Below are 21843 nucleotides of genomic sequence, written 5' to 3' on the forward strand. Positions count from 1 at the left end.
TCCTGGATGGGGAAGGGGTGGATGATGCCGACGGCCTCAAGGGCTTCGGCGGTCTCGGGAAGAATCCCGATTTCTCGGAAGGTGGAGAGAGTAGACAGGATCTTGCCTCTTCTGTGAGACGCGGCGCGAGGCGGCGAAGGGGGTCGTACGTACCGCGCCGGGTTACTGTCCGGCCTGGGGAAGCCGGGTGACGCGCGGGACCACTGCCTTCGCTCTTGCACACGTGCCGCGAGCGGATCCCTCCAGGCGCATACGTCTCGCATGTGCCGCACGGAGGGCGGTCGGTTTTGGAAGCCGATCGGGCCACCGACCGGGCATCCGCTGGGGATCCGGGGGCCGGGCGAGTGACGCCACCGGAAGACACAGCATGGGACAGCCCGCCGAATACTCGGCAGGCGCATTACCACTGTACCCCGGAAACACGCATGTGTGTCCGGACAATCCTTCGGACAGATGAGGAGGAACTGGCTGACCAGGGCCTTCCCCCTGCTGTCGGGCGGGCTATTGTGCGCTCCATGGAGACGCCCGACAACGCTGAGAACGCCGCCGAGACCACCGCCGCACACACCGGAATCGCCGCCCAGGACTGGTCCCGGGCCGCCGCCGACCCGCAGTACCGGGCAGCGGTGGTGGATCTGCTGGGTGCCCTCGCCTACGGCGAGCTGGCCGCCTTCGAGCGGCTCGCCGAGGACGCCAAGCTGGCGCCGACGCTGGACGACAAGGCCGAGCTGGCGAAGATGGCCGCGGCGGAGTTCCAGCACTTCCAGCGGCTGCGCGACCGCCTGACGGCCATCGACGTGAACCCGACCGGCGCGATGCAGCCCTTCGCGGCGGCGCTGGACGAGTTCCACCGCCAGACGGCGCCCTCGGACTGGCTGGAGGGCCTGGTCAAGGCGTACGTCGGCGACTCGATCGCCAGTGACTTCTACCGCGAGGTCGCCGCCCGCCTGGACTCCGACACCCGCGCCCTGGTGCTGACCGTCCTGGACGACACCGGCCACGCGAGCTTCGCGGTCGAGAAGGTCCGCGCCGCGATCGAGGCGGAGCCCCGCGTGGGCGGCAGGCTCGCGCTGTGGGCGCGGCGGCTGATGGGCGAGGCGCTCTCGCAGGCGCAGCGCGTGGTGGCCGACCGTGACGCGCTGTCGACGATGCTGGTGGGCGGCGTGGCCGACGGCTTCGACCTCGCGGAGGTCGGCAAGATGTTCTCCCGGATCACCGAGGCGCACACCAAGCGGATGGCCGCGCTGGGCCTGGCGGCCTGAGGCGCCCCGCCCGTCCGGCTGCGTGCGGCGCACGACGCGCCCCCGGGGCCGGGCGGGCCCGGGTCAGGCGGTGGCTGAGCGGCGGGGCTGATCGCCCTGCCGCACCAGCAGGGACAGCAGCGCGACGGACACGCCGAGCGAGACGGCGAGGACGGCCGGGGTGTGCCCGGGGCCCAGCACGGAGTGGCCGATCAGGGCGCCGAAGAGCGCCGCGGCCGGACCCGTGGCCAGCGCCAGGCTCCGGGGGCGGAACTGCCCGTACCGCGCGGGCAGCCAGCGCAGGGCGCCGTACGAGACGGCGAGGCCGATGAGGACCGAGCCGAGCGCTTCCCAGAGGATCATGGTCACTTCCTCCCGTGCCGAGATCGTGCGAGATCGAGGAGCAGGTGCAAATCGGTCGAAGCCGTACTACCCCTCGGGAAGGCCCGGCAACCCTCCGCGGGGCCGCTCCTGTCAGCTATGACAACGGCGGGGCCCCGGTGAATTCCGCACCGGGGCCCCGCCGTTGTCACGCGCGTCCGCGCTCGCTCAGAGCGCGCTGAAACCGACCTTACGGGCGGTCGGCTCGCCGATCTCCACATAGGCCAGGCGGTCGGCCGGAACCAGGACCTTGCGGCCGTGGTCGTCCACCAGGCTCAGCAGCTGCGCCTTGCCGCCGAGCGCGTCGGCAACCGCGCGCTCGACCTCTTCGGCAGACTGCCCGCTCTCGAGAACGATCTCGCGGGGCGCGTGCTGCACGCCGATCTTGACCTCCACGGCTTATGTCCCTCCGAAGGTTTGGGGTCCCGTACGGTCCACACACTAGCCCGGTACGGGCGCGAGCCGAGCGGGTGCGTCCACGCTGGCAGCGAACACCGCCTGCCCGGGGGCCCCGGGCAGGCTGGCTAGTGGTCGGCCGGGTTCTTCGGGAAGCCCGCGATGCCGCGCCAGGCCAGCGACGTCAGCAGCGACACCGCGGTGTCGCGCGGGACGCCGCTCTCGCTGGAGAGCCAGTAGCGGGCCACGACCTGCGAGACGCCGCCGAGGCCGACGGCCAGCAGCATCGCCTCGTCCTTCGACAGGCCGGTGTCCTCGGCGATGACGTCGCTGATCTCCTGCGCGCACTCCAGCGACACCTTGTCGACGCGCTCGCGCACGGCCGGCTCGTTGGTGAGGTCCGACTCGAAGACCAGCCGGAAGGCGCCGCCCTCGTCCTCCACGTACGCGAAATAGGCGTCCATGGTGGCCGCCACGCGCAGCTTGTTGTCGGTGGTCGAGGCGAGCGCGGTGCGGACCGCGGTCAGCAGGGCCTCGCAGTGCTGGTCCAGCAGGGCCAGATAGAGGTCGAGCTTGCCGGGGAAGTGCTGGTAGAGGACCGGCTTGCTGACGCCGGCGCGCTCGGCGATGTCGTCCATCGCCGCGGCGTGGTAACCCTGTGCGACAAAGACTTCCTGGGCCGCGCCCAGCAGCTGATTGCGTCGGGCTCGGCGCGGCAGACGCGTGCCACGCGGCCGCGCCTCGGTCTGCTCGATGGCTGTCACGCCGCCTCCCATGATCGTTCCCTGCACGGTGTGCACCGCGCCCGCCATCGTACTTTTGGGTAACCGGGCCGTGCGTGGTCGGAGCGGAGAATTTCATCTACCGGACGCTGTGGGAAGTCAACAAAATCCCGACAATTGACGCGCACGTCACTCCCGGCTCCCGCGATGTCGCCCGGAAGGGACCGCTCCGGGCGGTGTCTTCAGCGGTAGTCGTCCTCGTCCAGCTCCACCACCCGGGCCTGTTCGGCGAGGTCGGCCTCGTCGGCGCTGTCCGGGTGGATGTGGCGCATCAGGTCGTCCCGGCGCGGGGTGATGTCGGCGTGCTGCTCGGCGGTGTCCGCCTCCGGGGCCTCGACATCGACCTCCGGGGCCTCGGTCGCTTCCTCGAACGTATCCGGATCGGACGGATCAACGGTCATGCGGTTACCTCATTCTCAAGGAGGAAGCCCTCTTACTCCGTGGTACGAGCCTAGGAGAGGCGGCCCCGCGACGCCAGGTGATCTGTGACCCCCGCCACAGGAGTCCCGGCGTGATCGTCTCGTAACATTGCCGCATGTCTTCGACCGAGTCGCCTGATGCCCGCGCCCTTCCCGTGGTGCCGCCCGGGCGGCCCTCGTGGGTCAGCCGGGGCGAGGCGGTCCGCACGGTGACGCTGCCGGGCGTCACCCTGGCGGTGCGCTCCCGGGAGCCCGCGCAGGAGGGGCTGCCGCCCGCGCTCTGCGTGCACGGCCTCGGCGGGTCCTCGCAGAACTGGTCCGGGCTCCTGGACCGGCTCGCCGGGCACGTCGACGGCGAGGCCCTCGACCTGCCGGGCTTCGGTGACTCACCGCCACCGGACGACCGGGACCTGTCCATCACCGGCTGCGCCCGCGTGGTCATCCGGTATCTGGACGCCGCCGGGCGCGGCCCCGTGCACCTCCTGGGCAATTCGATGGGCGGCGCGGTGGCCACGCGCGTCGCCGCCGTACGCCCGGACCTGGTCCGCACGCTCACCCTGATCTCGCCCGCGCTTCCCGAGCTGCGCCTCCAGCGCACGGCGGTGCCCACCGGGCTGCTCGCCGTGCCGGGGATCGTCTCCCTCTTCGCCCGCGCGACCAAGGAGTGGACACCCGAGAGGCGTACCCGCGAGGTGCTCGCGCTCTGTTACGGGGACCCCGGACGGGTGACACCGGAGGAGTTCGAACGCGCCGTCGCGGAATTCGAGCGGCGCCTGGAGCTGCCCTACTTCTGGGACGTCATGGCGCGGGCCGCGCGCGGCATAGTCGACTCGTACACACTCGGTGGCCAGCATTCGTTGTGGCGTCAGGCGGAGCGGGTGCTTGCCCCTACGCTGCTCGTCTACGGAAAGCGCGACCAGCTCGTCTCCTTCCGCATGGCACACCGCGCGAGCAAGACTTTCCGCGACTCGCGGTTGCTGACGCTCCTGGAATCAGGACATGTCGCCATGATGGAGGACCCGGACGCGGTGGCTCGTGCCTTCCGCGACCTCCTCACGGACACCGCCGCCACTGCTGAACGGAGCGCTACGCCTCGTGGGTAAGCACAGCGCACGCGCCCCCCATGCCACTCGCCGGCCCCCGGCCGCCGGGGCCGAGGGGGGCACGGGACGCCGACCGGCCCCGCCTGCCGAGGGGTCCGAGGCCGCCGAGGAGCCTTCCCCGGAGGGCGTCAGTACGGACGGGGCGCACACCCCGTCCGGGGAGCCGTCCGCGGCCGGGAGTCATCCCGAGACGCGGGCGCAGGGTGTCGGCTGGGGAATCATCGGTGTGCAGCGCGGCCAGGGCACGGGTCAGCCGGCCGGCTACGGGGCGTCCTGGAGCCCGGGATACACCACTGAGTACGAGCCCCTGACAGAGTCTGCCCAGCGGTCCTCGGGGTATGCCTCCGCGGCCTACTGGCAGGGCGGTGGCGCGCCCGCCGCGCCCGCCGCCGCGGCCCCGGCCGCTCCCGTCGCCCCCGCGCGCGTGCCCGTGCCGCGGCCCGAGGCAGCCGCCGCGGTCCCGCGGCGCCGGACGGCGCCCGCGAAGTCGGGCCAGGGTGTGGCCCGCACCGCCACAGGCGTCGCGGCCGCCCTGGTGACGGCCGTGCTCGCGGTGATCGTCGCGGGGCAGGTGGACGACAGCACGGACAGCAAGGCGCAGGCCCGGTCCGCGGACATGGAGCGGAGCAGCCCGGACGCCGCCTCCCGCTCCGACAGCAGGCCGACGCCCAACGGCGGCGCGGTGGCCCAGGCCGGCTACGACGAGAAGATGGCCCTGAAGTACCCGCTCGACGAGAAGGCCCACGGATCGGGTGATTTCGAGACCGTGGGCGGTCATGACCAGGCCCCCGGTAAGGGTGAAGTGCTGCGGTATCGCGTTGACGTGGAAAAGGGCCTTCCGCTCGACGGGGCGCTCTTCGCGACGGCCGTCCAGCGGACGCTCAACGACGACCGCAGCTGGGGCCACGGCGGCACCCGTACCTTCGAACGCGTCTCCTCCGGCCACGCCGACTTCGTCATCACCCTCGCCAGCCCCGGCACGACGGCGGCCTGGTGCGCCAAGTCGGGCCTGGACACCACCGAGGACAACGTCTCCTGCGACTCCGCCGCCACCGACCGGGTCATGATCAACGCCTATCGGTGGGCGCAGGGCGCCCAGACGTACGGCGACAAGATGCTCATGTACCGGCAGATGCTGATCAATCACGAGGTCGGCCACCGGCTCGGGCACGACCACGAGAGCTGCTCCAAGGAAGGTGCCCTGGCGCCGGTGATGATGCAGCAGACGAAGTTCCTGAAGTCGGAGAGCGGGCTGACCTGTCGGCCGAACCCCTGGCCCTTCCCCGGGGCGTGAGCGGACGGGCCGCTTCCAGGAACCGGCCCGTCCGTCCCGGCTCCCGCCAGGTGCGGCCTGCCGTGATCCAATATCCCGCTCCGCGGGACGCCCCGTCTCTTTTTGTGAGACACCTTTGCCGCTGGACGAAAATTCGTTCAATCTTCTACGCATGTCGCACCACCACGCCTCCGAGAACGCCGGCTTCGAGCTGGCGCTGATCGGCGTGGCCGCGCACGCAGTCGCCGACATTCTCTGTCGCTGAGACCGCTCTTTCCCCCGCGTACTTCCGCGTCGCGCCTCCGCGCGTCAGCGTCGCGTCCGCCGGGGGCGGTCCCGCGTTCGTCCGCGCGCTCCTCAACCGCCTTCCGTGGGTGCATTCCGCTCGCCTTCATCCCGTCGTGTCCCGCGAAAGGCTCTTTCGTCATGCGTCAACTTCCCGCCATATCCCGCCGTGTCGCCGCGGCAGCCGTCAGTGTGGCCCTGCTCGGAGGCGCGGCGGCGTGCGGTCCGGAGAAGAGCGGCGACGCCAAGGGCGGCGCCGGTGGCACGCCGCAGAAGGGCGGCACCCTGACCGTCCTCAACAGACAGCCGCAGAAGCAGTTCGACCCCGCCCGGCTCTACACCTCCGGCGGCGGCAACGTCCCCTCGCTCGTCTTCCGCACCCTCACCACCCGCCACCGCGCGAACGGCGCCGAGGGCACCAAGGTCGTCCCCGACCTCGCCACCGACACCGGCACGCCGAGCGACGACGCCAAGGTCTGGACGTATCGGCTCAAGGACGGGCTGAAGTACGAGGACGGCTCGCCCATCACCACCGCCGACATCAAGTACGGCATCGAGCGCTCCTTCGCCCCCGAACTCTCCGGCGGCGCCCCCTATCTGCGCGACTGGCTGGCCGGCGGCGAGAACTACCAGGGCGTCTACAAGGACGGCAAGGGGCTCGACTCCATCGAGACCCCGGACGCCCGGACGATCGTCTTCCACCTGCGCAAGTCCGAGGGCGACTTCCCCTTCGTCGCCACCCAGACCCAGTTCGCCCCGGTGCCCAAGGCCAAGGACACCGGCGCGAAGTACGCCGAACACCCGGTCTCCTCCGGCCCGTACAAGGTCGTCAAGAACACGGGTGACGGCGAGCACCTGGTGCTGGAGCGCAACACCAACTGGTCGGAGGACACCGACAAGGAGCGCCACGCCTATCCCGACACCATCGACGTGCAGGCGGGCCTGAACTCCGCGGTGATCAACCAGCGGCTCTCCAGCGGCCAGGGCGCGGACGCCGCCGCCATCACCACCGACAACAACCTCGGCCCGGCCGAACTCGCGCAGGTCACCGGCGACAAGAAGCTCGCCGACCGGGTCGGCACCGGCCACTTCGGCTACACCAACTACCTCGCCTTCAACCCCAAGGCGAAGCCGTTCGACAACCCCAAGGTGCGCGAGGCCATCGCGTACGCCGTTAACCGCACCAGCGTGGTGAACGCGGCGGGCGGCTCCTCGCTCGCCGAGCCGGCGACGACCTTCCTGCCCAACCAGAAGTCCTTCGGCTACACCCCCTACGACCCCTTCCCGGCGGGTGCCACCGGCAACCCGGAGAAGGCCAAGGAGCTGCTGAAGGAGGCCGGTTACGACAACGGCCTGGAGATCACGCTCACGCACTCCACCGCGCAGGACTTCGAGACCAGCCCCGAGATCGCGACCGCGATCCAGGCGGCGCTCAAGGAGGCCGGCATCACGGTCAAGCTCCAGGGCCTGGAGTTCAACGACTACGACGAGAAGGTCCACCAGGTCAAGACGCAGCCGGACCTCTTCCTCGGCCACTGGGGTGCCGACTGGCCCTCCGGCGGGCCCTTCCTCGCCCCCGTCTTCGACGGCCGGCAGATCGTCAAGGACGGCTCGAACTACAACTCGGCCCAGCTCGACGACCCCAAGGTCAACGACGAGATCGACAGCATCAACAAGATCACCGATCTCGGCGAGGCCGCGAAGCGCTGGGGCGCCCTCGACAAGTCGATCGGTGAGCAGGCCCTGACCGTGCCGCTCTTCCACCCCGTCTACAAGCGCCTCTTCGGCAAGGACGTCAAGAACGTCGTCATCAGCGACTGGACCGGCGTCCTCGACATCTCGCAGGTCGCGGTCAAGTGACGGACATCGCCGGTACCACGGAGCCGGAGGCGGTGACCCCCGCCGGGGCCGCCGCCTCCGGCGCCCGGCAGGTGTGGCGGCGACTGCGCGCGCGCAAGTCCGCGCTGGTCGCCGCCGCCGTGCTGGGTCTGCTCGTCCTTCTCGCCCTCGGCGCGCCCCTGCTGGCCGCGCTGGAGGGGCAGGATGTCAACGCCTACCACGACACGCTCGTGGACTCCGCGCGCGGCGGAGTGCCGCTCGGCTCCTTCGGCGGCGTGAGCGCCGACCACTGGCTCGGCGTCGAACCGGGCACCGGACGCGACCTGTTCGTCCGTCTCCTGTACGGCGCGCGGGTCTCGCTCATGGTCGCCGTCGGGGCGACGCTGGTGCAGGTGCTCGTCGCCGTCACCGTGGGCATCGCCGCCGCGCTCGGCAACCGCTTCGTGGACAGCCTGCTCAGCCGGATCACCGAGGTGATGATCGCGCTGCCGCTGCTGGTCTTCGCGATCGCGCTGACGGCCGTCGTCCCCACCGACTTCCCCCGGCCCGTCCTGCTCATCCTTGTGATCGGCCTGATCGCCTGGGGCGGCCTGGCGCGGGTCGTCCGCGCCCAGGCGCTGAGCCTGAAGAAGCTCGACTACGTCTCGGCCGCGTGGCTCGCCGGCGGCTCGACCTGGCGCATCGCCCGGCGTGAACTGCTGCCCGGACTCGCCGCGCCCGTGATCACCTACGCGGTCTACCTGCTGCCGTCCAACATCGTCCTGGAGGCGTCCATGTCGTTCCTCGGCGTCGGCGTCAAGCCTCCGACCCCCTCCTGGGGACAGATGCTCTCGTCGGCCACGACGTGGTTCCGCGCGGACCCCATGTACGTGGTGCTCCCGGCGCTGCTGCTGTTCGTCACCACGCTCGCCTTCACCGTCCTCGGTGACGCCGTGCGCGTCGCGCTCGACCCGCGCGAGGCGTCCCGGCTGCGGGTCGGCCGCGCCCGGAAGAGCAAGGCCACCGGGCCCGCGGGGGGAGAGACGGCATGACGCTCTACTTCCTGCGCCGCGCGCTCGGCGCCGTCCTCGTGCTCCTGGTGATCTCCGTGGTCATCTACGCGACCTTCTACGTCGCCCCCGGCGACCCCGCGAAGCTCGCGTGCGGACCGCGCTGCAGCCCCGAACAGCTGCGGCAGGTAAGGGAACAGCTCAGCCTCGACGACCCGGTGTACACGCAGTACTGGCACTTCCTGCAGAGCATCTTCGTCGGGCACGACTACTCCACCGGCACCGGCGTGATGCACTGCGACGCGCCCTGCTTCGGCCTGTCGTACCAGAACGACCAGCAGGTCACCGAGCTGATCGCGCAGAGGCTGCCCGCCACCGTCTCCCTCGCGGCCGGCGCGATGGTCCTGACGCTGCTGCTGGGCATCGGCACCGGCCTGCTGTCCGTCGTCCGGCGCGGCGGCGTGATCGAGCGCGCGCTCACCTGGCTCACCCTCGCCGGCATCGCGACCCCGGTCTTCATCAGCGGGCTCGCGCTGCTGATGGTCTTCTGCGCGTATCTGGAGTGGCTGCCCTTCCCGTCCTACGTGGCGCTGACCGACGACCCGGAGCAGTGGGCCTGGAACATGCTGCTGCCCTGGGTCGCGCTCGCTCTGCTCGAATCCTCCAAGTACGCCAGGATGACGCGAAGTTCCATGCTGGAGACCCTCGCCGAGGACCACGTCCGCACCTTCCGCGCCTACGGTGTCTCCGAACGCGCGATCGTCGGCAAGCACGCGCTGCGCGGCGCGGTCGCGCCGGTCATCGCGATGGCGGCCGTCGACTTCGGATCGATGCTGGGCGGCACGATGCTCACCGAGACCATGTTCGGCCTGCCCGGGATCGGACAGCTGCTGGTGCGCTCCGTGCAGACCGTCGACCTGCCGGTCGTCGTCGCCGTCGTCATGATCATCGGCGCCGCCGTGGTGATCGCCAACATCGTCGGCGACCTGCTCTACGCCGTCGCCGACCGAAGGGTGGCCCTGCGATGACCGAACCCCTGGTGCAGGTCACCGACCTCGCCGTCTCCTTCCCGGCAGGCGACGGCTTCGTGCGCGCCGTGGACGGGCTCTCCTTCGAGCTCGCCCACGGCGGGGCGCTCGCCCTGGTCGGCGAGTCCGGCTCGGGCAAGAGCACGGTGGCGTACGGCCTGCTCGGGCTGCACCGCTCCACCGGCGCCCGCGTCACCGGTGACGTACGGGTGGCGGGCCACGACGTGCTCACCGCCGGCGAGGCCGAACTGCGGCAGGTGCGCGGCGGGGTGGCGGCCATGGTCTTCCAGGACCCGCTCTCCTCGCTCGACCCCTATCAGGCCATCGGCGACCAGATCGCCGAGGTCCACCGCGTCCACCGGCGCGGCACGAGCCGGCGCGCGGCCCGCGCCCGCGCCGTCGAGGTGCTCGACCGGGTGGGCATCCCGGAGGCGCACCGGCGCGCGCGCTCCCGCCCGCACGAGTTCAGCGGCGGCATGCGCCAGCGCGCCCTCATCGCGATGGCGCTCGCCTGCGAGCCCCGGCTCCTGGTCGCCGACGAACCCACCACCGCGCTCGACGTCACCGTGCAGGCGCAGATCCTCGGCCTGCTGCGCGAACTACGCGCCGAGAGCGGCATGGGCCTGATCCTCGTCACCCACGACCTGGGGGTGGCCGCCGACAGCGTCGAGGAGCTGCTGGTGATGAAGGACGGCCGCGCCGTCGAGCGCGGCCCGGTCCGCGAGATCCTCGACGCGCCCGGCGAGGACTACACGCGTGACCTGTTGGCGGCCGTGCCGCGGATAAACGTCCGCCGTCCGGGTGTACGCCCCGCGCGGCCCGAAGGCCCTGAAGACGGGGCCCTGCTCGAAGCCACCGGCCTGATGCGGGAGTTCGGGCGCGGCAAGCGGGCCGTCACCGCCGTCGACCAGGTCTCGCTGACCGTACGCGCCGGCGAGACCGTCGGCGTCGTGGGGGAGTCCGGCAGCGGCAAGACGACGCTGGGCCGGATGCTCGTACGGCTGCTGGAGCCCTCCGGCGGCGAACTGCGCTACCAGGGACGGGACATCGGCGGGCTCACGGCGGGCGAGCTGCGGCCCTTCCGCTCCGAGCTCCAGATGGTCTTCCAGGATCCGGTTTCCTCGCTCAACCCGCGCCGCAGCGTCGGCGAGTCCATCGCCGACCCGCTGCGCGTGGCGGGGAAGCTCACGGACGCCCAGATCGTCGCCCGGGTACGCGAACTGCTGGAGCGGGTCGGGCTCGACCCCGGCTCCTACGACCGCTATCCGCACGAGTTCAGCGGCGGCCAGCGGCAGCGCGTCGGTATCGCGCGGGCGCTCGCGCCCGAGCCGAAGCTGATCGTCTGCGACGAGCCCGTGTCCGCCCTCGACGTCACCACCCAGGCGCAGGTCGTGAAGCTGCTCGGGGAGCTCCAGCGCGATCTGGGGCTCGCGCTCGTCTTCATCGCGCACGACCTCGCCGTGGTGCGCCAGGTCAGCGACCGGCTGGTCGTGATGCGCGGCGGGCGGATCGTGGAGGAGGGCCCGGCGGACGCCGTCTACGAGAACCCTCGGCACCCCTATACGCGGGGCCTGCTGGCGGCCGTGCCGCGGCTCGAACAGGAGGAAGCCGCCGCATAGCGCGAAGCAACGTCCCATCTCCGGGAAAGTCACCTCTGTTCACCCCTTCCGGTGGCGCGACGGACAACCGTCCGTCGCGCCCCGTGGCGGCGCGCATAGCGTGCTCCCGCTGCCGTTCGGCGGCGGTCGGCGTGGCCACAGTGGACAGACGGGGGTGCGTGCGTGCGCGTGGGACTCCTCACGGAGGGTGGGTATCCGTATGCCGCGGGCGAGGGCGGTCAGTGGTGCGACCAACTGGTGCGCGGGCTGGCCGGGCACGAGTTCGAGATCTATGCGCTGAGCCGGGGCGCCCGCCAGGAGCGCTGCGGGTGGTACGGCCTGCCCGAGCAGGTCCGGCGGGTGCGCACGGCCCCCCTGTGGGGCGACCCGCCGGAGGTCCTGGAGGGAGCGCCGGGCGGGGCGTACGGCAAGCGCGAACGGCGGCGGTTCGGCGAGCACTTCGCGGAGTTCGCGGCGGCCGTCTGCTCGGTCGGTGCGCCCCCCTCCGGCCCGGCCGAAGACTTGGGCCCCACCGGCTGCTCCAGTGATCAGGCGTACCGTTTCGCCGACGCTCTCCACGGCCTCGCCGACCTCGCGCACGACGCCGGAGGACTCGGCCCCGCCCTCCGCTCGGAGCCGGCCCTGCGCGCCCTGGAGGCGGCCTGCCGCGCGCCCGGCGCACACCCCGCGGTCTACGGCACCCGCGTCGCCGACCTGCTCGCCGCCTCCGCGCTGCTGGAGCGCGCCCTGCGGCCGCTGTCCCTCGACTGGTACGGCGCGACCGACGGCGACCGGGGACTCGCCGCGGTCGACCTCTGCCACGCCACCTCCGCCGGGCCCGCCGCCCTCCCGGGCCTGCTGGCCAAGCGCTTCTTCGGTACCCCGCTCCTCGTCACCGAGTACGAGGTCCGGCTCCGGGCCTACTACCTCAACAGCGCCGCCAGCGCCGCCGGCCTGTCCCTGCCCGTACGGACCCTGCTCGCCGCCTTCCACCGGCTGCTGACCGCCGAGGTCTACCGCCGGGCCGACCTCATCACCCCCGGCGACGCGCAGGTGCGGCGCTGGCAGGAGCGCTGCGGAGCCGACCGCGAGCGGCTGCGCACGGTGCCCCCCGGAGTCGACGAGCGGCCCTACGAGGACGTCGGGGAGGGCGCCGAGGGCACGGTCGTCGACGACGGGCGCACGCTCGTGTGGGCGGGCGGGCGCACCGAGCCGTATCTGTGGGAGGCCCTCGACATGGTGCGCGCGGCCGAGCCCGGTGTCCGGCTGCGGGTCGTCGGCACCCCGCTGCCCGGCAACCAGCCGCCCGACGGCGTCCGCTTCGAGGAGTCCGCGAGCCCGGAGACGTACGCGGCGGGCAGCGTCGTCCTCGCCGGGGCCGCGGACGGCTTCCCGCTGCCGCTGGTGGAGGCGATGTTCTGCGGCCGCGCCACCGTCTCACCGGACGCGGGCACCGTCCGGGAGGTCATCGGCGGCACCGGCCTGGTCGTCCCGCCGCGCGCCCCCCGCGAGCTCGCCGACGCCTGCCTCGCGCTCCTGCGCGACCCCGAGCGACGCGCCCGCCTCGGCGCGGCCGCGCGCGCCCGGGCCCTCGAACTCTTCACCGTGGAACGGCATGTGACGGCCTTCGGCGGCATCTATCTCGAACTCATCTCCCACGCACCGGTGCGGCAGGACGCCCCCGCCGACCCGTCGGTCCCCTTCGCCCACGCCGCCGGAGCACACCCCCCGCTCTCCTGGTCCGCACGCCAGGCACCCACCTGGGCGGGCCGCCGATGAGCACACCCCTGCGCGACAGCGGCGCCGCGACAGCCGCCGGCATACCCTCCGCCGGCACCAGCGCCGCGGCACCCGCCGACCCGGTCAAGGCGCTCCTGCACCGCCACCGCGAACTGTGCGTCCGGGCGGTCGACCCACTGGAGATCGCGGCGGTCCTGGAGGCCCGGGGCATCGCCGAACGCGTGGCCGCCGAATGCCGGCACCGCGACGTCTTCTCCCTCGCCGAGGAGCTCTACGCGCGCGTGCGCCGCGACCCGGCACCGGCCGCGTGGGGCTCCGGCGCACACGCGGCGCCCGGGCGAGCGGCACCCGCGCCCCCTCCGGGCCCGGACGGCTGGTGGACCGCCGGGCGGTGCGCGGCCCTCTGGCTGGCGGCCTACGCGCTCCTCGGCGACCCGCTGCTCACCGTGCTGCTCGACGGCGGCCCGGCCGGTCGACTCGACCTGCCCCGCGCCCTGTCGGCCGCCGCTCCCACCGCCGTCGCCCTGGCCTGTGCCGTCGCCCTGGCCGCCTGGTGCGCGCGCTGGTACGCCCTGCGCGTGCGCCACGCGCTGGCGGTCAGCCGGACCCTGGGCGCGTTCCGTACGCGCGCCTGGCCCGTCCTCATGACCGCGACCGGGCTGTTCCTCGGCGCACTGCTCGCGCTCCTGTGGGCCCTGCACGCGGCACTCGACCGGCAGGCCCTCCCGTACCCCGCGGCCCCGCTCGCCGCTGCCACGGCACTCGGCGGGCTGCTCTTCCTCGCCCGGCTGACGGCCGTGCGCGGCTGCGCCAGAGCGGCCGCCCTCGCCGTCCTCACCGCCTGCGCGGCCGAAGCCGTGCCCCTGCTCGGGGCCTGGCTGCCGGGCGGCGGCGGGCCCGCGGGCGTGCTCGCCAGGGCCGCCGCCACCCACGGCCCCGCCGTCGTACCCCTCGTGGCCTGCGCCGTCCCCGCGCTCGTCCTGCTGGGCCGCGCCCTCCCCGCGCTGTCCCGGGCCTCCGCCCACCGGTGCGGCGCGCCCGCGATCACCGACCCCGCCGACCCGGACACCTCCCCCCTGCCGCAGGCACCGGGGACCCCGGCCCGGCCACCGCACCCCGAGCCGCACACCCCGTCAGAGGAGCAAGGAAGATGACCGTTCACCCCACCCGCACCGCCGGGCGAGAGCGAGGGCGCGACCGATGAGGGTCCTGTTGCTCGGCGCCAACGGCTACCTCGGGCGCTACGTGGCCGACCGGCTGCTCGCCGACCCCGCCGTCCAGCTCACCGCCCTCGGCCGCGGCGACGACGCGGACGTCCGCTTCGACCTCGCCAGCGGCAGCCCCGGAGCGCTCACCCGGTTCCTCAACGCGGTGCACCCCGGGGTCGTGATCAACTGCGCGGGCGCCACCCGGGGTGGCGCCCGCGACCTCACCCGGCACAACACCGTCGCGGTCGCCACCGTCTGCGAGTCGCTGCGCCGCAGCGGCTGCGGCGCCCGCCTGGTCCAGGTGGGCTGCTCCTCCGAGTACGGGCCCTCGCAGCCGGGTTCCTCCACCGCGGAGGACGCCGTGCCGCGCCCCGGCGGTCCGTACGGCGTCAGCAAGCTCGCCGCCACCGAACTCGTGCTGGGCTCCGGCCTGGACGCCATCGTGCTGCGGGTCTTCTCGCCCGTCGGACCCGGCACGCCCGCCGGGTCACCGCTCGGCCGGCTCGCCGACGCCATGCGGCGCGCCATGCAGAGCGGCGACAGCGAGCTGAAGCTCAGCGGCCTCGGCGTGCAGCGGGACTTCGTCGACGTGCGGGACGTCGCCCGCGCCGTCCACGCCGCCTCCCTGTCCGCCGCCCAGGGCGCCGTCAACATCGGCACCGGCCGCGCGGTGCGCCTGCGGGACGCGGCGTCCCTGCTGGCCAGGGTCGCGGGCTTCGGCGGCGCCCTGCACGAGCTGGACGACCCGCACCTGGGCTCCCCGCCCGCGTACCCCTACCCCGACGGCTGCGGCAGCTGGCAGCAGGCCGACGTCCGCACCGCCCGCGACCGGCTCGGCTGGCGCCCCAGAATCGGGCTGGAGGAGTCACTGGCCGACATCTGGATGGAGGCCGCGTGTCGCATCTGAGCCCCTCGGGCCACCGGCGCGCCGCGCGCGCCGCCGCGCGGCCGCTGCGCTTCGGGGTCCCCGGCTTCGCGCACCCGCTGCTCGCGCCGGCGGAGTGGGGCGAGCTCGTGCGGCCCGATGTGCCCGTGGACTGGGTGGTGTTCGGGGCCGGGGCGCTGGGGGAGTGCGGCAAGGCGTCGGGCGGCCCCGGCACCCGCCCGGACCCGCACTGCCTGGCCGCCGCCGGCCGGCTGCGCGAGGCGGGCGTCCGCGTCCTCGGACACCTGGACGCGGCGTTCGGGGCGCGGCCCTTCGCGGAGCTGCTGTCGGAGGCGCAGCGCTACCTCAACTGGTACAAGGTGGACGGCTTCTCGGTGGACGCCGCCCCCACGGACCCGGCCGCGCTGCCCGGCACCCGGCGCACCGTCGCGGGCCTGCGCACGCTGCTGGAGCGGGCCTATGTGGTGCTCCAGCACGGCACCCACCCCTGCCCCGCCTACGCGGGCCTGGCCGACCAGTTGGTGACCTTCCGGGGGCCGTGGTCCGCGTACCGCCGCTCGCAGGCGCCCGACTGGACGGCCGCTCACCCGCCCGAGCGCTTCTGCCACCTCGTGCACGGCGTGCCCCGGCAGCAGCTGGCCGAGGCGCTGGGCACCGCCCGGCGGCAGGGCGCGGGCACGGTCTATCTCACCGACCGCTCGGACCAGGACGAATCGGAACCCCTGGGAGGTGATGCCCGGCTACTGGGACGAACTCGTCTCGCGCATCGGACCTGGTGTCTCGGAATGAGGCGGGGCGTGGCAGTGTTACGCCGAAGAGCACCCCGCACCTGCGGGGACGACCCTTCCGTCCGACCTACGGAGACCCCGTGTCGCTGCCACCCCTAGTCGAACCGGCTGCCGAGCTCACCGTTGACGAGGTTCGCAGGTACTCCCGCCACCTGATCATCCCGGACGTGGGGATGGACGGGCAGAAGCGGCTGAAGAACGCCAAGGTGCTCTGTGTGGGTGCGGGCGGTCTGGGGTCGCCGGCGCTGATGTATCTGGCGGCGGCGGGCGTGGGCACGCTTGGCATCGTGGAGTTCGACGAGGTCGACGAGTCCAACCTCCAGCGGCAGATCATCCACAGCCAGGCCGACATCGGGCGCTCCAAGGCGGAGTCCGCACGGGACTCGGTGAAGGGGATCAACCCCTATGTGAACGTCGTCCTCCACCAGGAGCGCCTGGAGGCGGAGAACGTCAAGGAGATCTTCTCCCAGTACGACCTGATCGTGGACGGCACCGACAACTTCGCCACCCGCTATCTGGTCAACGACGCCTGCGTCCTGCTCAACAAGCCGTATGTCTGGGGCTCGATCTACCGCTTCGACGGCCAGGCGTCGGTCTTCTGGTCCGAGCACGGCCCCTGCTACCGCTGCCTCTACCCCGAGCCCCCGCCGCCGGGCATGGTGCCCTCCTGCGCCGAGGGCGGCGTGCTGGGCGTGCTGTGCGCCTCCATCGGCTCGATCCAGGTCAACGAGGCGATCAAGCTGCTGGCCGGCATAGGCGAGCCGCTGGTGGGCCGGCTGATGATCTACGACGCCCTGGAGATGACCTACCGCCAGGTCAAGGTCCGCAAGGACCCCGGCTGCGCGGTCTGCGGGGAGAACCCCACGGTCACCGAGCTCATCGACTACGAGGCGTTCTGCGGCGTCGTCTCCGAGGAGGCCCAGGAAGCGGCCATGGGCTCGACGATCACTCCCAAGCAGCTCAAGGAGTGGATCGACAGCGGCGAGACCATCGACATCATCGACGTCCGTGAGCCCAATGAGTACGAGATCGTCTCCATCCCGGGCGCCCGGCTGATCCCGAAGAACGAGTTCCTGATGGGCAACGCCCTCCAGGACCTGCCGCAGGACAAGAAGATCGTCCTGCATTGCAAGACGGGCGTCCGCTCCGCGGAGGTCCTGGCCGTCCTGAAGTCCGCGGGCTTCGCGGACGCGGTGCACGTGGGCGGCGGCGTCATCGGCTGGGTGAACCAGATCGAGCCCGAGAAGCCGGTGTATTAGGCGGGGTCTTCGGCCGGCGCGGGCAGCCCTCCGCGGGCCGCTGTTTCCGCGCCACCGCTTCGCCGCGGAGCCCTCGAACGCCGGACGGGCCTGATGGCCGCCCGTCCGGCGTTGGGCGTTTCTCCGTCACGAACACGTCGTCCCCTCGGACGGGACCTTGCCCTCCAGCAGATAGCCGTTGACCGCGTCGACCATGCACGGGTTGCCGCTGTTGTACGCCCCGTGCCCCTCGCCCTTGTACGTCACCTCGACGCCCACGCCTTTGCCGAGCTGCCGGGCCATCTGCTGCGCACCGGCGTAAGGCGTCGCGGGGTCACCGGTGTTGCCGACGACGACGATCGGCGCCGAGCCGTGGGCGCTCACGTCCGGCGTCTTCCAGCCGCCCTTGACCGGCCAGCCGGTGCAGCCGAGGAGCGACCAGGCGGCGCCCTCCCCGAAGACCGGTGAGGCCGACCGGAACCGCGGGAGGTACTTCTTCACGTCGTCCACCGTGTAGCGCTGCTCGGCGTCGACGCAGGAGATGGCCCGGTTGGCCGCCTGGAGATTGCTGTAATGGCCGTCCGGGTTGCGGCCGTTGAGGGCGTCGAAGAGGACCAGCAGGGTGTTGCCGGTGCCCTTGGTGGTGGCCTCGCGGAGACCCGAGGTCAGATAGCGCCAGGTCTCCTTGGAGTAGAGCGCGGACGCGATGCCGTTGACGGCCTCGTCCTGTGTGAGCTTGCGGCCCTGCTGCGAGGTGGGCAGCGGGTTCGCGTCGAGGTCCTTCAGCAGGGTGGTGATGCGGTCCTGCGAGACGCAGCCGGCCTGCGGGGTGCGGGCGGCGCAGTCCTTGAGGTAGTCGTCGAGGGCGAGCTGGAAGCCCTTGGTCTGCCCGAGACTGCCCTGCAGGGGGTCCTGCGTCGGGTCGACGACGGCGTCGAGGACCGCGCGTCCGACGTTCTTGGGGAACAAGTGGGCGTAGACGCCGCCCAGTTCGGTGCCGTAGGAGATGCCGAAGTAGTGCAGCTTGTCGTCACCCAGGGCGGCGCGCAGCCGGTCCATGTCACGGGCGGCGTTCACGGTGCCGACGTGGGGGAGCAGCTCGGCGGAGTTCTTCGCGCACGCGTCCACGTACGCCTTGTTGGCCGCCAGGGTCGTGCGGAGCTCCGCGTCGTCGTCCGGGGTGGCGTCGATCTGGGCGGCGGCGTCCAGCTCCTGGTCGCTCTGGCACTTGACGCCCGCGCTCGCGCCCACGCCGCGCGGGTCGAAGCTCACGAGGTCGTAGCGCTCCCGCAGCTTCTCGTAGCTGGCGGCGAGGCCCGGCAGCGTCGTCACCCCGGAGCCGCCGGGGCCGCCGAAGTTGAACACCAGGGAGCCGATCCGGTGATTCTGATCGCGCGCCTTCACCCGGATGAGCGCGAGGTCGATCTTCTTGCCGCCGGGCTTGGCGTAGTCCAGCGGGACGGCGAGCTTGGCGCACTCCCACTCCTTGCCGGGCGCCTTGCCGTCGCCGCCCTGGGCGTCGGTGGGCGCGGCGCACGCCGACCAGCGCGGGGGCGCCTGGGCGCTGGCGGACGCGTCGGCGCCCTTGGCATCCGTGGTGCTCGAACCGCCGCCACCGCCGCCACCGCCGCCACCGCACCCGGCGGTGGCGAGGACGACCGCGAGCGCGGTGGGGAGGAGGGCGCCGGCCCGTGGCCGCGAGGGAGTCATTCCACCGACTCTACGAGGCGACGGCCCCGCCGTCCTCGTGGCGGGGGGAGCGCTCAGCGGGCGCGCAGGCGCGCGCACCCTATGCGCTCGCCCACCGCGTCGACGAAGGCCGGGAAGGACCGGCGCGGGTCGTCCAGGCCGGTGTGGGTGCGGCCGGGGCCGGTGCGCATGGTGAAGACCGTGGCGCGGCCGTCGCAGTCGGCACGTATCAGCGCGCCGGTCGCGTCGATCCGGCCGTGCGCCCGCCAGCCGGGGCCGGGTGGGCTGTCGCCGGTGAGTCCGTCGAAGAGGGCGACGATCCTGGGCCTGCCGACCATGGTGAAGCGCGCGGCCCACTGGCCGTCGCCGGAGACCCCGCAGGTCTGGAAGTCGTCGTGGACGCTGCCCACGGTGTCGGTCAGCCGGTCGTCCGGCGCGCTCGCGTCCCCCAGTCCGGGGATGGCGCAACGCCCCGGCGACGCGCCCGGGTTCACCCGTACGGGCCTCGTCGTCCTCGCCCGCGCGTGCAGCCGCATGGGTGGCGCCGACGAACACCCCGTCGCCTTGGCGGCCCGGTTGGCGGCGCTCACCAATAACGCCCCCGTGTTCGCCGGGGACGCGCCGACGGGGAACCCGGGCCGGGCGGCGCGCCCGGCCGTGCTCGTGTAGGAACTGGTGAACGTCACGACGGACGGTCTGCCGCCCACGTCACAGCTCGCGGGCAGCACCAGCGCGCCGGAACCGGCGGCCGTGAAGCCGGGCAGCCGGCCCGGGAGCGCGGTGTCGCCCCCCTCGAAGAGGCCGTCGAGCCACGCGCGGCGCGCCGCCGCCTCGTGGGGCCCCGTGCCCAGCCGGAGCTCGACCCGCTGCTCGTACGCCCCGGAGCCCTGGCCGCCACGCCAGCGGAGCGTGCACAGACCGGTGGGGCGGCCGGGCGCGGGCGCGCTCTCCTCGGCGACGCGGTCGTGGTCGCCGCGGTGGAAGAGGCCGCCGTCCTCGGCCCAGGCGCCCCAGCAGTAGGAGCGCCGGGCGAGCGGGGTGGACTGGGTCTGCCAGAGCGCCACGAGGGCGGCCACCAGCGCGGCGATGGCCAGGAGGCCGGTCAGGACCCGGCCCTTGCGGCCGCTGCGGCCGCGGTCGCGAAGCGTGCTGTACGACACCTTGTCCCCCGACCGTCCGTCACGGAACTGCTGTGCGGGCGATCGTAGTGCGGGCCACTGACATTCGATCCATGCCGTTCGGGCCACCGGTGATAGTGCTATGTGTGCTATGAGCAGATCTTACCGGCTTGAGGGGCCGTGCCTTCCAACAGGTAGGCGTCCACAGCCCCCTTGACGCACGCGTTGCCGCTGTCGTACGCGCCGTGCCCCTGGCCGCGGAAGGTCAGCTCCACGCCGACGCCCTTCCCGAGCTGCTGCGCCATCCGGTGCGCTCCCTCGTAAGGGGTCGCGGGGTCACCGGTGTTGCCGACGACGAGGATGGGTGCCGCGCCCGGCGCGCTCACGTCGGGCGTCTGCCACTCGCCCTTGACGGGCCAGCCGGTGCACTGCGTGAGGCTCCAGGCCATGAAGTCGCCGAAGACGGACGACGCCTTGCGGAACTCCGGCACCTTCCCCTCGATCTCGGCCGCGGTGTAGCGCTGGGCGGAGTCGGCGCACGTGATGGCGTTGAGGGAGGACTGGAGGGAGCTGTAACGCCCGTCCTGGCCGCGCCCGTTCATGGAGTCGGACAGCGAGAGCAGCAGCCGTCCGTCGCCGTTGCCGGCGTCCTCGAGCCCCTCGGTGAGGTAGTCCCAGAAGTCCTTGGAGTAGAGCGACTGGGCGATCCCGCCGGTGGCCAGGGACCGCGTCAGCACGCGGCCGCCCGCGCCGGGGATCGGCTTCCTGTCCAGCTGCCGCAGCAGGTCGCCGATCTGCTGCTCGGTGGGGCAGTTGTCGGAGGTCTTCACACACGCCTCCATGTAGTTGCCCAGTGCGAGCTGGAAGCCCTTCGCCTGGCCGAGGGCGCCCTGCACGGGGTCGCTCGTCGGGTCCACGACGCCGTCGAAGAGGGCGCGGCCCACCCGGCCGGGGAACAAGTGCGCGTAGACGCCGCCGAGTTCGGTGCCGTACGACACCCCGAAGTAGTGCAGCTTCTCCTCGCCCAGCGCCTGGCGCATCAGGTCCATGTCGCGGGCGGCGTTCGTCGTCCCCACGTGGGGCAGGACCTTCCCGGAGTGCTTCGCGCACGCGGCGGCGTAGCCCGCCACCCGGTCCACGAGGGCCTTCTCCTTCTGCTTGGTGTCCGGGGTGACGTCGGCCGCGTAGTAGGCGTCGAGCTCCTTGTCGTTCAGACAGGTGACCCCGCTGCTGCGGCCCACCCCGCGCGGGTCGAAGCTCACCAGGTCGTAGCGTGTGCGCAGCTTCTTGTAGTCGTCGGCGAACGCCGGGAGCGTGGTCAGCCCGGAGCCGCCCGGACCGCCGAAGTTGAAGACCAGCGAGCCGATCCGGTGCGCCGGGTCCGTGGCCTTCGCGCGGATCATCGCGATGTCGATCGTCTCGCCCTTGGGGGCCGTGTAGTCGAGCGGCGCCTTCAGGGTCGCGCACTCCCACTCGCGGCCGGGCGCCTTGTCCGGTGCGCCGCCCTGGCTGCTGCTCGGCGCCGGGCACGCTTTCCACGCCAGCTTCTGGCCCTCCTGGACGTTCGCCACCGGTTTGTCGTCGCTCCCGCCGCACCCGGCGGCCGTGGTGACCGCCGCCATGGTCAGCAACACGGTGGTGAGCAGCCCCCCGGCCCTGACGGAACTGGACACAGCGGCACTCCCGGGGGTCGGCGGCAGGTGTGGGACTGCCATCGTCCGGGCGGCCGGTGAGGGGCGCGCGCGGTGCGGGCGTACGGGTTAGTAGTGGACCGCCGGGGCGGCTGTCCCACGGGGTGCGCGCAAGGCTCACAGGGCGACGGGCGGCTGTCCGGCCCGGTGC

At 72.7% G+C, this 21843-nt stretch carries 19 protein-coding genes and 1 pseudogene; 13 read left to right on the forward strand and 7 right to left on the reverse strand.

What is annotated here, in order from left to right:
• Window positions 1–515 precede the first annotated feature (515 nt).
• Window positions 516–1262 (forward strand): ferritin-like fold-containing protein, encoded by a 747-nt coding sequence (locus ACH427_RS17480; RefSeq protein ID WP_398870355.1) that lies wholly within the window; start codon window positions 516–518, stop codon window positions 1260–1262.
• A 63-nt stretch (window positions 1263–1325) separates the two neighbouring features.
• On the opposite strand, the gene ACH427_RS17485 is transcribed toward ACH427_RS17480, so the two are convergent.
• The 4 genes from ACH427_RS17485 to ACH427_RS17500 form a co-directional block, all read right to left on the reverse strand.
• Entirely contained in the window at window positions 1326–1604 is a 279-nt protein-coding gene (locus tag ACH427_RS17485) for a hypothetical protein (protein ID WP_398870356.1), read from the reverse strand.
• A 186-nt stretch (window positions 1605–1790) separates the two neighbouring features.
• A complete protein-coding gene (locus tag ACH427_RS17490) occupies window positions 1791–2018 on the reverse strand; it encodes a DUF3107 domain-containing protein (protein ID WP_215083509.1) in 228 nt (75 codons plus the stop codon).
• 128 nt (window positions 2019–2146) lie between these two features.
• Window positions 2147–2782, reverse strand: coding sequence for a TetR/AcrR family transcriptional regulator (locus ACH427_RS17495; protein ID WP_398870357.1), 636 nt, complete (start codon window positions 2780–2782; stop codon window positions 2147–2149).
• A 200-nt stretch (window positions 2783–2982) separates the two neighbouring features.
• Window positions 2983–3201 (reverse strand): hypothetical protein, encoded by a 219-nt coding sequence (locus ACH427_RS17500; protein WP_398870358.1) that lies wholly within the window; start codon window positions 3199–3201, stop codon window positions 2983–2985.
• Window positions 3202–3335: 134 nt separating this feature from the next.
• Here ACH427_RS17500 and ACH427_RS17505 point away from each other — a divergent pair, with 134 nt between their 5' ends.
• The 12 genes and pseudogenes from ACH427_RS17505 to moeZ all read left to right on the forward strand — a co-directional run bounded on the left by ACH427_RS17505 (window position 3336) and on the right by moeZ (window position 17215).
• Window positions 3336–4322 carry an alpha/beta fold hydrolase gene (locus tag ACH427_RS17505; protein WP_398870359.1) on the forward strand — a complete coding sequence of 329 codons (987 nt, stop codon included), beginning with the start codon at window positions 3336–3338 and terminating at the stop codon, window positions 4320–4322.
• Between the two features lie 226 nt (window positions 4323–4548).
• The gene (locus ACH427_RS17510) at window positions 4549–5616 is read left to right on the forward strand and encodes a DUF3152 domain-containing protein (protein ID WP_398870360.1); all 1068 of its coding nucleotides are present in this window, start codon (window positions 4549–4551) and stop codon (window positions 5614–5616) included.
• 151 nt (window positions 5617–5767) lie between these two features.
• Window positions 5768–5860 (forward strand): Ms4533A family Cys-rich leader peptide, encoded by a 93-nt coding sequence (locus ACH427_RS17515; RefSeq protein WP_311775550.1) that lies wholly within the window; start codon window positions 5768–5770, stop codon window positions 5858–5860.
• A 161-nt stretch (window positions 5861–6021) separates the two neighbouring features.
• Window positions 6022–7740, forward strand: coding sequence for an ABC transporter substrate-binding protein (locus ACH427_RS17520; protein WP_398870361.1), 1719 nt, complete (start codon window positions 6022–6024; stop codon window positions 7738–7740).
• A complete protein-coding gene (locus ACH427_RS17525) occupies window positions 7737–8750 on the forward strand; it encodes an ABC transporter permease (RefSeq protein ID WP_398870362.1) in 1014 nt (337 codons plus the stop codon). The genes ACH427_RS17520 and ACH427_RS17525 overlap by 4 nt, the downstream gene beginning before the upstream one ends.
• Window positions 8747–9736 carry an ABC transporter permease gene (locus tag ACH427_RS17530; RefSeq protein ID WP_398870363.1) on the forward strand — a complete coding sequence of 330 codons (990 nt, stop codon included), beginning with the start codon at window positions 8747–8749 and terminating at the stop codon, window positions 9734–9736. Before ACH427_RS17525 ends, ACH427_RS17530 begins: the two co-directional genes overlap by 4 nt.
• Window positions 9733–11355 carry an ABC transporter ATP-binding protein gene (locus ACH427_RS17535; protein ID WP_398870364.1) on the forward strand — a complete coding sequence of 541 codons (1623 nt, stop codon included), beginning with the start codon at window positions 9733–9735 and terminating at the stop codon, window positions 11353–11355. The genes ACH427_RS17530 and ACH427_RS17535 overlap by 4 nt, the downstream gene beginning before the upstream one ends.
• A gap of 168 nt (window positions 11356–11523) precedes the next feature.
• Entirely contained in the window at window positions 11524–13113 is a 1590-nt protein-coding gene (locus tag ACH427_RS17540; protein WP_398870365.1) for a DUF3492 domain-containing protein, read from the forward strand.
• Window positions 13110–14228, forward strand: coding sequence for a hypothetical protein (locus ACH427_RS17545; RefSeq protein ID WP_398870366.1), 1119 nt, complete (start codon window positions 13110–13112; stop codon window positions 14226–14228). Before ACH427_RS17540 ends, ACH427_RS17545 begins: the two co-directional genes overlap by 4 nt.
• 46 nt (window positions 14229–14274) lie before the next feature.
• Window positions 14275–15189, forward strand: a complete 915-nt coding sequence (locus ACH427_RS17550) for an NAD-dependent epimerase/dehydratase family protein (protein ID WP_366002751.1) — start codon at window positions 14275–14277, stop codon at window positions 15187–15189.
• A pseudogene (locus ACH427_RS17555) lies at window positions 15186–15957 on the forward strand (spherulation-specific family 4 protein). The gene ACH427_RS17550 and the pseudogene ACH427_RS17555 overlap by 4 nt, the downstream one beginning before the upstream one ends.
• A gap of 79 nt (window positions 15958–16036) precedes the next feature.
• A complete protein-coding gene (moeZ, locus tag ACH427_RS17560; RefSeq protein ID WP_398870367.1) occupies window positions 16037–17215 on the forward strand; it encodes an adenylyltransferase/sulfurtransferase MoeZ in 1179 nt (392 codons plus the stop codon).
• A gap of 126 nt (window positions 17216–17341) precedes the next feature.
• Here moeZ and ACH427_RS17565 read toward each other — a convergent pair whose 3' ends face one another.
• The 3 genes from ACH427_RS17565 to ACH427_RS17575 all read right to left on the reverse strand — a co-directional run bounded on the left by ACH427_RS17565 (window position 17342) and on the right by ACH427_RS17575 (window position 21623).
• Entirely contained in the window at window positions 17342–18904 is a 1563-nt protein-coding gene (locus ACH427_RS17565; RefSeq protein WP_398870368.1) for an alpha/beta hydrolase, read from the reverse strand.
• A gap of 53 nt (window positions 18905–18957) precedes the next feature.
• Window positions 18958–20043, reverse strand: a complete 1086-nt coding sequence (locus ACH427_RS17570) for a hypothetical protein (RefSeq protein ID WP_398870369.1) — start codon at window positions 20041–20043, stop codon at window positions 18958–18960.
• Window positions 20044–20150: 107 nt separating this feature from the next.
• Window positions 20151–21623 carry an alpha/beta hydrolase gene (locus tag ACH427_RS17575; RefSeq protein ID WP_398870496.1) on the reverse strand — a complete coding sequence of 491 codons (1473 nt, stop codon included), beginning with the start codon at window positions 21621–21623 and terminating at the stop codon, window positions 20151–20153.
• Between the last annotated feature and the right edge of the window lie 220 nt (window positions 21624–21843).

The organism is Streptomyces sp. NPDC020379, from assembly GCF_044387105.1.
Lineage (GTDB): Bacteria > Actinomycetota > Actinomycetes > Streptomycetales > Streptomycetaceae > Streptomyces.

What these genes read in the sequence shown, in the direction of transcription:
- ACH427_RS17480 (WP_398870355.1), top strand. Translation starts at nt 516, where the DNA reads ATGGAGACGCCCGACAACGCTGAGAACGCCGCCGAGACCACCGCCGCA.
- ACH427_RS17485 (WP_398870356.1), bottom strand. Translation starts at nt 1,604, where the DNA reads ATGATCCTCTGGGAAGCGCTCGGCTCGGTCCTCATCGGCCTCGCCGTC.
- ACH427_RS17500 (WP_398870358.1), bottom strand. Translation starts at nt 3,201, where the DNA reads ATGACCGTTGATCCGTCCGATCCGGATACGTTCGAGGAAGCGACCGAG.
- ACH427_RS17505 (WP_398870359.1), top strand. Translation starts at nt 3,336, where the DNA reads ATGTCTTCGACCGAGTCGCCTGATGCCCGCGCCCTTCCCGTGGTGCCG.
- ACH427_RS17515 (WP_311775550.1), top strand. Translation starts at nt 5,768, where the DNA reads ATGTCGCACCACCACGCCTCCGAGAACGCCGGCTTCGAGCTGGCGCTG.
- ACH427_RS17520 (WP_398870361.1), top strand. Translation starts at nt 6,022, where the DNA reads ATGCGTCAACTTCCCGCCATATCCCGCCGTGTCGCCGCGGCAGCCGTC.
- ACH427_RS17530 (WP_398870363.1), top strand. Translation starts at nt 8,747, where the DNA reads ATGACGCTCTACTTCCTGCGCCGCGCGCTCGGCGCCGTCCTCGTGCTC.
- ACH427_RS17535 (WP_398870364.1), top strand. Translation starts at nt 9,733, where the DNA reads ATGACCGAACCCCTGGTGCAGGTCACCGACCTCGCCGTCTCCTTCCCG.
- ACH427_RS17545 (WP_398870366.1), top strand. Translation starts at nt 13,110, where the DNA reads ATGAGCACACCCCTGCGCGACAGCGGCGCCGCGACAGCCGCCGGCATA.
- ACH427_RS17550 (WP_366002751.1), top strand. Translation starts at nt 14,275, where the DNA reads ATGAGGGTCCTGTTGCTCGGCGCCAACGGCTACCTCGGGCGCTACGTG.
- ACH427_RS17565 (WP_398870368.1), bottom strand. Translation starts at nt 18,904, where the DNA reads ATGACTCCCTCGCGGCCACGGGCCGGCGCCCTCCTCCCCACCGCGCTC.
- ACH427_RS17575 (WP_398870496.1), bottom strand. Translation starts at nt 21,623, where the DNA reads ATGGCGGCGGTCACCACGGCCGCCGGGTGCGGCGGGAGCGACGACAAA.